This window comes from Spirosoma sp. SC4-14 (genome assembly GCF_037201965.1).
Classification (GTDB): domain Bacteria; phylum Bacteroidota; class Bacteroidia; order Cytophagales; family Spirosomataceae; genus Spirosoma.
The window spans coordinates 2,457,349-2,469,284 of record NZ_CP147518.1 but is presented as its reverse complement, the minus strand read 5'-3'; the positions used below and the strand labels follow the sequence as shown (position 1 = coordinate 2,469,284).

The window sequence follows — 11,936 nt, the reverse complement described above, 5'->3', positions numbered from 1 at the left end:
AATATAAAGAATCACGTAACTAGTATAATACAAAATAATACCTTAGTTAAACATTGAAATTGGCCGGTCAGAAAGTTCCCGAATTCCATACGCCGGAATGGTTTTCAGATAAGAAGCAAACGTTCGGTTATACAATGCTCCGTGTCGTTTCGATTGAATCAGCCGAACAGCATCTTGTCCAGTAAATCCCATATAAGTCAGGATTAGTCCAGCCAAAAGAGCTGATCGATTATGCCCCATGCCGCAGTGTGATAAAACCTGATGACCATTGTTAATTAAACTAGCGCCGAAGCGGGCCAGCGCGTGTAATTTCCGTATATCGGGGAGTTCGTGATCTTCGAATGGGAAAAAAATATAAAGCGTCTGGTTCATAATTGCCGGGATATTCTGATCCAGCGAACTATCCAGATTAAATACGGCGTCTATAGTGAGTTGGGAAATGGGTTCCCAGTTATCGATCGTAGGGGAAATAAATAGTGACCCTTTGTCATCAATTTGATAGAGCTCCATTGTTATAAGTAATTTTCATCAACCTTTTGTGTCGCTTTGAGCTGCTCACCAACCAACAACGTTACGTTATCAGTTTAAAAGCCAATAAAACTAACCATAACTTTTACACATACTCATCGGGATTTACGTAACGGCAGTGATGAGTTCGTATAAGGTTAATAATCTGTTCGAGTCTGCCAATAGGGTTAGGGTATGTACAACTTTATCACTCAATTCGATTTAGATAGTACGGAGGTTTTCAAAAAACAGGACAGTATAAAAACATACTCCCGGCCATGTTACACACAGTCGGGAGTAGTAAGAATTTGCGCTTTCATTGCTTATGATCCACACATCTCGCAACCTTCCGGGTCGTCGAGCGAGCAGGTCATAGCCGCATATTGCTGTTCCAGATCGGTTACCATTGGTACCGGTATTGGTGTGGCATTGGTAGCGTGCTCTTTCGCGTACTGGGCGTAGTCGAGTGGTTTTTCGACTGGTGCTGTTTCGGCCATGGCTGGCTCCAGTTGCGGTTCGGCCTGAGGTTGTACAACGGTGAACTTCACGGCGTCGGTAGCTGCTTTCGTACGCAGGTAGTACATACCGGTTTTCAGACCAGCTTTCCACGCATAGAAGTGCATCGATGTCAGTTTACCAAAGTTCGAATCCTGAATGTGAATGTTCAGTGATTGCGACTGACAAATGTAAGCCCCCCGATCGGCGGCCATGTCGATAATATGTTTCTGTTTGATCTCCCAAACTGTTTTGTAGAGATCCTTGATATTCTGCGGAATACCCGGAATGGCCTGGATCGAGCCATTGGCCAGAATCAGGTTATTTTTCATGGCATCGTTCCACAGTCCAAGTTTTACGAGATCCCGGAGCAGATGTTTGTTCACCACAACAAACTCACCCGACAACACGCGACGTGTATAGATATTGCTGGTGTAGGGCTCAAAACATTCGTTATTACCCAGAATCTGCGATGTCGAAGCGGTAGGCATAGGAGCCAGCAACAACGAATTCCGAACACCGTGTTCAACAACTTCTTTCCGCAACGACTCCCAGTCCCAGCGATTCGATTTTGGATTTACGCCCCACATATCGAACTGGAATTGCCCCTGCGAAATTGGTGAACCTTTCCAGGTTTCGTATGGACCATATTCCTTGGCCAACTCCATCGACGCTGTCATGGCACCGAAATAGATCGTCTCGAAAATATCTTCGTTTAACCGACGGGCTTCATCCGACTCAAACGGCATCCGCAGCATGATGAAAGCATCCGCCAGCCCCTGCACGCCCAGACCAATTGGCCGGTGACGCATATTCGAACGACGGGCTTCTTCAACCGGGTAGTAGTTGAGGTCAATGATCTTGTTCAGGTTGCGCGTGGCAACTTTCGTAATATCATATAGTTTCTGATGGTCGAATCGAAGCACGCCATCTGTGCCACGAGTAATGAATTTTGGCAGTGCAATAGATGCAAGATTACAAACCGCTACTTCGTCGGGTGCTGTATACTCAATAATTTCGGTACAGAGGTTCGACGATTTGATGGTGCCCAGATTCTTCTGATTCGACTTCTTGTTAGCCGCATCCTTATAAAGCATATAGGGCGTGCCGGTTTCGGTTTGCGATTCCAGAATCTTAAACCACAGATCCTGCGCTTTCACCGTACGGCGTGCACGACCTTCGCGCTCATAACGGGTATATAGGGCTTCGAACTCATCGCCATAACAATCGGCCAGCCCTGGACACTCGTGTGGGCAAAACAGCGACCATACGTCGTTGTCTTCCACACGTTTCATGAATAGATCAGGAGTCCAGAGTGCATAGAACAAATCGCGGGCGCGGTTTTCTTCTTTACCCGAATTCTTTTTCAGATCCAGAAAGTCGTAGATGTCGGCATGCCAGGGTTCCAGATAAATGGCAAAGGAGCCTTTCCGTTTTCCACCACCCTGGTCGACATAGCGAGCCGTATCGTTGAATACCCGCAGCATCGGAATAATACCATTGCTGGTTCCGTTAGTGCCTTTAATGTAGGTTCCCGTTGCCCGGATGTTATGGATGCTCAAACCGATACCACCAGCCGACTGCGAAATTTTAGCTGTCTGCTTCAGCGTATCGTAAATCCCGTCGATTGAGTCGTCCTGCATGGTCAGCAGGAAACAGCTCGACATCTGGGGTTTGGGTGTACCGGCATTGAATAAGGTAGGCGTCGCGTGCGTAAACCACTTCTCACTCAGCAGATTATACGTTTCAATTGCCGACTCAATATCATCCATATGGATACCAACTGCTACCCGCATTAGCATATGCTGCGGCCGTTCGGCTATACGCCCATCAATTTTCAGCAGGTACGATTTTTCGAGGGTTTTATAACCGAAATAATCATACCCATAGTCGCGGTCATAAATGATGGTCGAATCGAGCAGGGCTGCATGCTGCCGTACAACTTCATACACCTCTTTTGAGATCAGTGCCGCGTTTTCGCCCGTTTTCGGATCTTCGTACGTATACAGGCGTTTGATAGTCCCCGAGAACGATTTATTGGTTTCTTTATGCAGGTTCGAAATAGCAATCCGGGCAGCCAGAATAGCATAGTCGGGGTGCTTGGTGGTCATCGATGCGGCTGTCTCAGCGGCTAAGTTGTCCAGCTCAGTAGTCTTTACTCCGTCGTAAAGACCATTAACCACCTTCATGGCAACCTCAACGGGCTGAACATAAGCCGGATCGAGGCCATAGCACAATTTTTCGATCCTGGCGGTAATCTTGTCGAACTTGACCGACTCCCGGCGTCCGTCACGTTTGATTACGTACATGAGCGTTTGGGTTAGTTTTTATATATGGAAAAATGTTGAATTCAAAATAAAAAACAGCTTGTGTTACCTTAAAAATATACCCAAATAGCCATCAGACTGCTTTGCCTTTCAAGAAGGCATAAGTAACCTGCATGGCCACCTAACATACCTAACGCTTCGCTGAGCCAGATGGCGTTTTAAAGTTCTATTGAAATAGACGGAAAAGCAACCGTGAAGGTTCGGGTGTTTTCACAATTCACCGAAACATGCAACTCTATCAGACAGGTTAAGAAATTGTTAAGCCGTAAGTCTTAGCGACTTAACAATACCCGGTAGAAGAGCTATGCTAAAAAAAATAAAAGAGCGATTTTACTGACCGGCCTATAGTTCCACAGAGGTCTATAAGCCAGCATAGAGGAAGTGTAACGTTCTTTAAAGTTAAAGAAAAAAGCGAGCAGTAACAAGTGCTTATTATGTCAATATTAGCCAACGGACCCTAATTATCCGGCTGATAATCAAATAGAAAAAGAACCCCTAAAACTATTTGCCAATCCGACCAGAACACCGTACCTTTGCAGTCCTTTTCGGTCGGAAACCGAGAAGATGCAAGAAACTGAGATTAGATCATGAAAAAGGGCATTCATCCGGATTACCGTGAAGTGGTATTCCACGACCTGTCGAGCGATTATAAATTTGTGACTCGTTCAACGGTTCAAACCAGAGACACTATCGAGTTCGAAGGCAAAACCTACCCACTCGTTAAAATTGAAGTTAGCTCCCAGTCGCACCCATTCTATACGGGTAAGAACGTACTGCTCGATACAGCGGGTCGTGTGGACAAATTCCGCAAGCGCTACGGCACCAAATAAGTGTAAAAACTTATACAACAAAAGCCCCGCTACAATGGGGCTTTTTGTGTTAACTGCTTAAAGGAAACCAGCGTATCCTGTTGCTTCTGTCAGTATGTAGTATGACCCAAATTCGCGAGCTTACTTCATTTATCGAATCATTGGCCCCCCTCTCCTACCAGGAGTCGTACGATAACTCCGGGCTGATTGTGGGCGATCCAGCTACTGTAATAACGGGAGTTCTGGTTACGCTCGACGCCACCGAAGCGGTTGTCGACGAAGCCATCGCTAAAGGCTGTAATCTACTAGTTGCTCATCATCCTATTGTGTTTAAGGGGCTGAAAAAACTGAACGGCAACACCTACGTTGAACGAACGGTTATTAAAGCCATCAAAAACGATATTGCCATTTACGCTGCCCATACCAATCTGGACAATGTATGGGGAGGGGTCAACTTCAAGATTGCCGAGAAGTTAAACCTGCAGAATGTACAAATTCTGGCTCCTAAATCGCAGGTGCTAAGCAAACTGGTCACCTTTGTTCCCATAGCTGATACACAACAAGTTCTGGAAGCGCTGTATGCTGCCGGAGCCGGACAGATTGGGAAATACAAAAACTGCAGTTTTCGGGTCAATGGAACCGGCACCTACCAACCCGACGCTGATGCCCAGCCAGCTATAGGGACTATAGGCCAATACCACGAAGAGGCCGAAAACCGGATTGAGGTTATTTTTCCATCGCAACAACAAGGTCAACTACTTACAGCGCTCCGCCAAGCTCATCCGTATCAAGAAGTAGCTTATTATATAACGCTGCTCGACAATCGGAATCAGGAAGTTGGTTCTGGTGCAGTAGGTGATTTGCCCGAAGCATTGGGGGGACAGGCCTGGCTCTCTTATTTGAAGGCAAATATGAACCTGAATCTGATCCGTTACACGCCTTTGGGCAACCGTCCGGTCAAACGAGTGGCGGTATGCGGTGGTGTCGGTAGCTTCCTACTATCGGATGCCATACGGGCCGGCGCTGACGTATTTGTTACGGCCGACTACAAATATCATGAGTTTTTCGACGCCGATGGCCGCATCGTAATCTGCGATATTGGGCACTACGAAAGTGAAGTGTTTACAAAAGAGTTAATTAGCCAGCATTTGGCAAAAAAATTTACTACTTTTGCGGTAATTTTATCTGAAACGGACACGAATCCCGTTAGCTATTTCTAATGAATAATGTATAATGAATAATACAAAACTATCATCCACCTAAAAGTCAGATAGTTACACAAATCTCATTATACATTAAGCATTATTCATTATACATTAAAAAAAATCACACTCCGAATGGAACTGACGATTGCGCAAAAATTAGACGCTCTTCTTAAACTGCAATCCCTTGACTCTCAACTAGACGAACTCATCAAAATTCGCGGTGGTCTACCCGAAGAAGTCCGTGATCTGGAAGATGATATTGCTGGCTTCGAAACGCGAATTGGTAAGTTTCAGGCAGAAATCAAGGCGCTGGAAGAAGACATCGAGCGCAACCGGGTTGCCAAAAAAGACGCCGAAAAGCTGATCAATAAATATAAAGATCAGCAAATGAACGTTCGTAATAACCGCGAGTTCGACGCCATTTCGAAAGAGATTGAATTACAATCACTCGAAATCGAACTGGCCGACAAGCGTATTAATGAGGCTCAATTCCGCGTACGTGGGAAAGAGGAAGAGATCAAGACCACCCAGGCCGCTCTCAACGAGCGTCGGGAAGACCTGAAAGCTAAAAAGCAGGAACTGGACCAGATTACGTCTGAAAGCCAGGAAGAAGAAAAAGAAATTATCAGACAACGCGATGAACAGGCCACTACTGTCGAAACTCGTCTGCTGAACTCGTATAACAAAATCCGCAGCAACGCCCTGAATGGTCTGGCTGTAGTGACCGTAAAACGGGGAGCTTGTGGCGGCTGCTTCAACGTGGTGCCCCCACAACGTCAGGCCGACATTAAAGACAAAAAGAAAATTATTGTCTGCGAACACTGCGGACGGATTCTGGCCGATGTTGAAGGCGTTCCTGAACCAGCTACCGTTGGTCGTGGCCGCTAGTCATCTGCCGACTATGAACCATTTTTTCTCAAGAGCGCCGGGCTTTAGCCCGGTGTTTTTGTTTATTTTATGCTCGTCCTTCCTTACGCAGGGTCAGGATTTCAACTGGACGCCACAACAGCAACAGGCCTATACGGAGTTGCAAAAGCTGAAAGTCTCCTCCGCTCAGCAGCTTTTGGCTAGCGATCAATCGCGAAATGGTATACGCATTTTTCTGGACGATTATCTGGATATGCTTACGCTCGTTACCTCCGACGATGACCGAGCCTACGCCAGCTTAAGCGATCGTGAAGATGAACGACTCGATGCGCTAAAAGATATGGATGGGAATTCGCCCTGGCAACGGGTTATGCAGGCCGAAATTCGCCTTCACTGGGCATTTATCAAACTCAAATTCGGCAAAGAAATCAGTGCCAGCTGGGACGTTATCAGGGCTTACAAGCTACTGGCTGCCAATCAGAAACGCTTTCCAACTTTTTTGCCCACCTATAAATCGCTCGGAACGCTCCATATCATGATTGGTTCTGTACCGGAAAATTATAGCTGGGTAGCAAGTCTGCTCGGGCTGCAGGGTAGCATTAAACAGGGGCAGCAGGAATTGGAACGTGCCCAGCAAGATCCTGCGTTTCGGCTGGAAGCCCAATTAATCGACCTGATGGTTCGGGCTTATGTTCTGAAATTTACCAGCGCCGACGAGCAGACACTCAAACACCTGATCGAAAGTAACCCTGATAATTTGCTGCTTCATTTCTTTGGTGCCACCATCGAGCAAAAAAATGGGCATAGCGCACAAGCGCTTTCCTATTTAACCACACGGCCCACTGGCCCGGCCTATCAGCCCATGCCCATTATTGAAAACATACTGGGCGACATTTATCTTCAAAAAGGCCAGTACACAACCGCAATCCGGCATTTTCAGCAATTTCTGAATACTTATCGCGGGCAAAATTTTGTTAAGGATTCGTACTACAAACTTTTTCTCTGCCATTGGCTTCAACCGACCGACCCATCAGCTACTAAAGCAACCTCTTTTCTACAGAAAGTGCTCCGGGTAGGCCGAACTGCCGTTGAATCGGACAAGGCGGCCCAAAAATTTGCAGAAGCCTATTTAAAGCGGGGTGTTTCGCCAAATCAAAAGGTACTGATGCGGTCACGGCTAGCATCCGACGGTGGTTTTACCGATAGTGCACTGGCCTATCTGCGTCCTTATAATGAAACAAACTTATCGTTACTAGCCGAAAAAGCGGAGTATAATTATCGGATGGGACGTATCTATCAGCGTCGTAACGAACCAGATGCTGCCATCCCCTATCTACAGCGTGCCTTAGCGCTGAGCGAATCGAAACAGGGAATCAGTGAGCAATTGTCGTTTGGCGCTACAGCGGCCTTACAACTGGGCTATATCTATCAACAAAAGAACGACCGCACCAGAGCACAGTCGTTCTTTGAGAAAGCCCTTAGCGTTAAGCACCACGAGTATAAAAACAGCGTGGATAACAAAGCAAAGGCCGCATTAAGCAATTTATAGGCGGCTCCCTATTCCAGGGCGGCAACGCCCGGAAGTACTTTACCTTCCATATATTCGAGCAACGCACCGCCACCGGTAGAGACATAGCTAACCCGGTCGCCATAGCCTGCCTGGTTGACTGCCGAAGCCGAATCGCCACCACCAATGAGTGAGAATGCGCCATTTTCTTCGGTTGCTTTCACCACCGCTTCGGCAATCGCGTTCGTGCCAATAGCAAAATTAGGGAATTCAAAAACGCCCATGGGGCCATTCCAGAGAATGGTTTTTGAACTTAATACAACATCAGAAAACAGCTTCACCGTTTCAGGACCAATATCCAGCCCTTCCCAGTCGTCAGGGATTTCGCCAGTAGCAACAACCTGCCGGTTAGCATCATTCGAGAAGCTATCGGCACAGAGGTTATCAACTGGCATATAAATTTTAACCCCTTTTTCGTCGGCTTTTTTGAGTAATTCAAGTGCCAGTTCCTGCTTATCGGCCTCCAGCAGCGATTTACCGATTTTGCCCCCCTGCGCCTTGGTGAAGGTATATGTCATACCGCCCCCAATAATCAGATTATCGACTTTATCGAGCAGTTTTTCGATAATCAGGATTTTATCCGAAATTTTGGCTCCGCCCATAATGGCCGTAAATGGACGTTCGGCTTCTTCCAACACTTTCTTCGCATTGTCGAGCTCGGCCTGCATAACATAGCCAGCCACGCGATCGTCAAAGAATTGTCCCATAACGGCTGTACTGGCATGAGCGCGGTGAGCTGTTCCGAATGCATCATTCACCCACACATCGCCAAGGCTCGCCAGTTTTTTAGCAAACTCTACGTCTCCTTTTTCTTCTTCCTTATAAAAGCGCAGATTTTCGAGCAGCAAAATCTCGCCCGGTTGCAAGCTGGCAGCCAGATCAATTGCCGACTGGCCAATGCAATCGTCAGCAAATTTCACCTCACGACCAAACGCTTCTTTCAGCGCAGGCAGGATGTGCTTAAGCGAATATTTTTCTTCTGGTCCACCCTTCGGCCGGCCCAGGTGCGACATCAGAATGGCAGAACCACCGTCGTTCACGATTTTCATGACGGTCGGAATTGTTGCCTTAATTCGGGTGTCGTCAGTGATGTTGAACTCTTTGTCGAGCGGAACGTTAAAATCAACCCGAACCAGGGCTTTTTTACCAGCGAAGTTATAAGAATCTACTGTTTTCATGCGACTGCGTATGGTCGTTGGTTTGCGGGGCCAAACTTAGCGGTTTTTTAGCAGAACCGGGCAGGATAGTCCAACTTATGGCTTTATAACTTGTAATGTCGAAAAGCGAGCGATCTGATCAAAATCGACGTCATTGTGTAAAATGGGCATAGTATAAAACATGGCATAGAAAGCGATCAGGCAATCGTTTGGCTTTCTGATCGTGATACCCGCTCGGCGAAGTCCTCGATAAAGATGTGCAGCGCCAATAGCGGCCTCAATGGGATCGGCCTGTAAGCAAATCCCTCCTCACGCGTTCCAATTGACTGTCAATAGCTATTTCCTGAAGAACTTCCCGCAAAATGGTAGGTGTCAGACAAATAAGTCCTTTACCGTTAAGTTGATCTGCTACTAAACTTGTTTTTGCATTATCGACACCCCGGAAACAATCAACCCAAACAGACGTATCAACAATGATCGATCCCAATTGTCTGGCTTATTGAGAGTGCGCATTTGATCTAAATCGCCCTCCCATTGAACCTTGCCGAATAATGATAATAAATCTTTACGACGCATCATATTAATATACTCCTATAAAGCTAACTCGATGGTTGCTTTCTTAGTCTTAGTGTTGCTGATTTCCATTGTCTCTCGAAGCAATTCATCATTGACATCAATATTAGCCCGCATAGCTATTACCTGTCTACTGCCTAAAAATACAGAAATTTACCCGTATCAATACTTCCCTTCACTTCCGCCACCACCAAAGTCTCCGCCCCCGAACCGAACGCCGTGTTTAGCATCAGGGTGCGTTCCGGCTGCGGCCTGAATGGCGGCTATGGTTTCAGTATGAATAAAAAACTCATCCGGCGAATCGTCGTCGGGCGCATCCATAAATCCGTTTTTAGGACTACGCAAGAGTTGAATACCGCCTACCGCAATGCCAATCAGCGTCAGCCCACCAATGGTCAGCGCAGTATTGAGCGGTACCAGCGCTTTGTATTCATGAAACGTAATAACAGCCCCGATCCAGCTCAATACGCCAAGAATAATCAGCATCCGATCCTTCTTCTGCAAACCCTGCCACAGATATAGGGTAGGAATGGCAAAGGTAAGGAACCAGAACAAGCCAGGCCACATAATTTCGGGAGCCAGTTGCGGGCGCGGCTTCAACAGCAATCGATTCAGTTCGCGAACCATAAAATAATTGCCGCTCGCAGCCAGCACAATCAGCGACAGCCACTGAGCCAGGTTTAGCGGATCGGTATAATAAGATGACCGGATTGTCGGTTGCGACAATATGAAATCAGGTTTTCGGGCCAATAGATAGAGCAAGCCCGATACTGCCATCATCACAAAAGGGAGCACCTCGTTGCCCCAACTGAATTTGAGTAAACCATCGAATACAAACGCATAAAAGACGGCAATTGTAAAAAAAGCAATCAACGTATCGCCATAATACCAGAGCACGATCAGGAGCAATGGCAGCGTAAACAGGCAGTGAGTTGCTACCGACAATCCATTGGGTAAAAACTGATTAGCTCCAAATGCCAGAAAGCCCGTCAACATAACCACAAAGGCATTATCGACACCATTGCGGTAGAATAACCGCCGATTAATCAGCCACCGCCCAACCAACCCCACTCCCGCACCAAAGGCTATATTGAACACGCCATAAGTGATTTGATCGCTAAACAACGTCGAATAGACACTGGCAGGCAATAGGTAACAGGCCAGAATGGCAACCGTAGTAAACAGAAACAATCCAATTTCCAGAAAGCCGTTTGTTTGTCTAAAATTGACCGGATAAGCCCGGCGAACAGCCGTAATCTGGGCATCGGTCAGCATCTGTTTCTGATACCATCGTTCGGCCTGTCCAACAATTTCCCGATTATAAATCCACTGTTCGTTATAGGCTTTCATGCGGGGTGTCTCGTTTTGGCAACTGACTGATCAGATAATAAACCACACCAATGCCCGTAAGAATGAAATACCAATAATAAGCGGTGTCGCCCTGAGGGTGTATGTAGTGATAAAATAGATAAGTTACGCCAATGTATCCATACACGACACTCATCAGCAGAAATAAAAATGATTGTTCCCGACGGGCATACTGGTCGAGCATCAGGCAGGCACTCAACAATCCGAAGGCGAATCCGATCCGCCATTCGTCGAAATTAAATAACCCACCCAATAGAGCTACCATCAACAGATTGCTGGCAATAGTCAGGTAGGTATCCGTAAAATGAGCTTTAACCCGACGTTGCTTCAGCAGAAAAGCTACTCCAATGAGGACTAATGAGAGCAATATGGCCGAAAAGACGGTTTTCTGATTAAAAAAATTCGTTTTAAAGTATAGCTCAAGTGGGCGTACCGTAACGCCAACCCATGAAATCAATGCAGTGAGGCCCATACCTACTACGCCCCGATGATCGAATCGGTAAGCCAGTGGCAAAAACAATAGCGCAGGCAACAGCGTGGCCAATCCATAGCGCGTTCCAAACAGGTTATACTGATATTGGGCATATCCTTCGAGCGTCAGAAATAGCAAACAGGCCAGAATAAGCGCATAATCGCCAAACGTTGAACGGCTTTGTGTCTGAGCCGTTGTCCATTTGGGCCGATAACGCCAGGCAAACCCATAACTAGCCACACAGCCCGCAGCAATAGCCACCAATAACGCCGTATGGCCAATCTGGTCGAAATGATCATAGACCAGTAAGCCCAGGCCCGAACTTACTAGCAGAATGCCAAGATAGAGCATCGACCGAAGCTCCCAATGCACCGAAAATAGCCTCGCACGTTCATAATCGGCCAGTTTAGCCTGCTGATCTGTCGATAAAATATCATGCTTCCCTAGTTCATTCAGAACATCAGTTGGGGACATAAATACACTTTTTTTTGTTTTACATATAGCCTTGCTGCTCGTTTACAGTCAGTCTAAGCTACGTTACCTCCAATACCAATACCCAATTTATTATACTAATGTTAACAGGCCCGAC

10 protein-coding genes are annotated in these 11,936 nt (G+C 46.6%); 4 read left to right on the top strand and 6 right to left on the bottom strand.

Annotated features, from left to right (window positions below; all coding sequences use genetic code 11):
* Nucleotides 1-42: 42 nt before the first annotated feature.
* Entirely contained in the window at nt 43-510 is a 468-nt protein-coding gene (locus WBJ53_RS10030) for a dual specificity protein phosphatase family protein (RefSeq protein ID WP_338875965.1), read from the bottom strand.
* A gap of 320 nt (nt 511-830) precedes the next feature.
* Nucleotides 831-3,311: a ribonucleoside-diphosphate reductase subunit alpha gene (locus WBJ53_RS10025; RefSeq protein WP_338875964.1), complete on the bottom strand. Its 2,481-nt coding sequence runs from the start codon at nt 3,309-3,311 to the stop codon at nt 831-833.
* A 605-nt stretch (nt 3,312-3,916) separates the two neighbouring features.
* Between WBJ53_RS10025 and WBJ53_RS10020 the strand changes: the two genes are divergently transcribed.
* The 4 genes from WBJ53_RS10020 (at nt 3,917) to WBJ53_RS10005 (ending at nt 7,759) form a co-directional block, all read left to right on the top strand.
* Nucleotides 3,917-4,159, top strand: coding sequence for a type B 50S ribosomal protein L31 (locus WBJ53_RS10020; RefSeq protein WP_338875963.1), 243 nt, complete (start codon nt 3,917-3,919; stop codon nt 4,157-4,159).
* Nucleotides 4,160-4,260: 101 nt separating this feature from the next.
* On the top strand, nt 4,261-5,358 hold the full coding sequence (locus tag WBJ53_RS10015; protein ID WP_338875962.1) for a Nif3-like dinuclear metal center hexameric protein: 1,098 nt from the start codon (nt 4,261-4,263) through the stop codon (nt 5,356-5,358).
* 117 nt (nt 5,359-5,475) lie between these two features.
* Nucleotides 5,476-6,231, top strand: a complete 756-nt coding sequence (locus tag WBJ53_RS10010; protein WP_338875961.1) for a C4-type zinc ribbon domain-containing protein — start codon at nt 5,476-5,478, stop codon at nt 6,229-6,231.
* 13 nt (nt 6,232-6,244) lie between these two features.
* Nucleotides 6,245-7,759 (top strand): tetratricopeptide repeat protein, encoded by a 1,515-nt coding sequence (locus tag WBJ53_RS10005; RefSeq protein WP_338875960.1) that lies wholly within the window; start codon nt 6,245-6,247, stop codon nt 7,757-7,759.
* A gap of 8 nt (nt 7,760-7,767) precedes the next feature.
* Here the strand turns inward: WBJ53_RS10005 and WBJ53_RS10000 are convergent, their stop codons facing one another.
* From WBJ53_RS10000 to WBJ53_RS09985, 4 genes are all read right to left on the bottom strand, one after another.
* Nucleotides 7,768-8,955 (bottom strand): phosphoglycerate kinase, encoded by a 1,188-nt coding sequence (locus WBJ53_RS10000; protein ID WP_338875958.1) that lies wholly within the window; start codon nt 8,953-8,955, stop codon nt 7,768-7,770.
* A 570-nt stretch (nt 8,956-9,525) separates the two neighbouring features.
* Nucleotides 9,526-9,579 carry a hypothetical protein gene (locus WBJ53_RS09995; RefSeq protein WP_338877176.1) on the bottom strand — a complete coding sequence of 18 codons (54 nt, stop codon included), beginning with the start codon at nt 9,577-9,579 and terminating at the stop codon, nt 9,526-9,528.
* 90 nt (nt 9,580-9,669) lie between these two features.
* Nucleotides 9,670-10,857: a hypothetical protein gene (locus WBJ53_RS09990; RefSeq protein ID WP_338875957.1), complete on the bottom strand. Its 1,188-nt coding sequence runs from the start codon at nt 10,855-10,857 to the stop codon at nt 9,670-9,672.
* Nucleotides 10,844-11,821 (bottom strand): DUF2157 domain-containing protein, encoded by a 978-nt coding sequence (locus tag WBJ53_RS09985; RefSeq protein ID WP_338875956.1) that lies wholly within the window; start codon nt 11,819-11,821, stop codon nt 10,844-10,846. Before WBJ53_RS09985 ends, WBJ53_RS09990 begins: the two co-directional genes overlap by 14 nt.
* Nucleotides 11,822-11,936 lie beyond the last annotated feature (115 nt).

Bases quoted from the DNA above. Each gene is read 5' to 3' on its own strand.
- WBJ53_RS10025 (WP_338875964.1), bottom strand. From the start codon at position 3,311: ATGTACGTAATCAAACGTGACGGACGCCGGGAGTCGGTCAAGTTCGAC.
- WBJ53_RS10030 (WP_338875965.1), bottom strand. From the start codon at position 510: ATGGAGCTCTATCAAATTGATGACAAAGGGTCACTATTTATTTCCCCT.
- WBJ53_RS09990 (WP_338875957.1), bottom strand. From the start codon at position 10,857: ATGAAAGCCTATAACGAACAGTGGATTTATAATCGGGAAATTGTTGGA.
- WBJ53_RS09985 (WP_338875956.1), bottom strand. From the start codon at position 11,821: ATGTCCCCAACTGATGTTCTGAATGAACTAGGGAAGCATGATATTTTA.
- WBJ53_RS10015 (WP_338875962.1), top strand. From the start codon at position 4,261: ATGACCCAAATTCGCGAGCTTACTTCATTTATCGAATCATTGGCCCCC.
- WBJ53_RS10005 (WP_338875960.1), top strand. From the start codon at position 6,245: ATGAACCATTTTTTCTCAAGAGCGCCGGGCTTTAGCCCGGTGTTTTTG.
- WBJ53_RS10000 (WP_338875958.1), bottom strand. From the start codon at position 8,955: ATGAAAACAGTAGATTCTTATAACTTCGCTGGTAAAAAAGCCCTGGTT.
- WBJ53_RS10020 (WP_338875963.1), top strand. From the start codon at position 3,917: ATGAAAAAGGGCATTCATCCGGATTACCGTGAAGTGGTATTCCACGAC.
- WBJ53_RS10010 (WP_338875961.1), top strand. From the start codon at position 5,476: ATGGAACTGACGATTGCGCAAAAATTAGACGCTCTTCTTAAACTGCAA.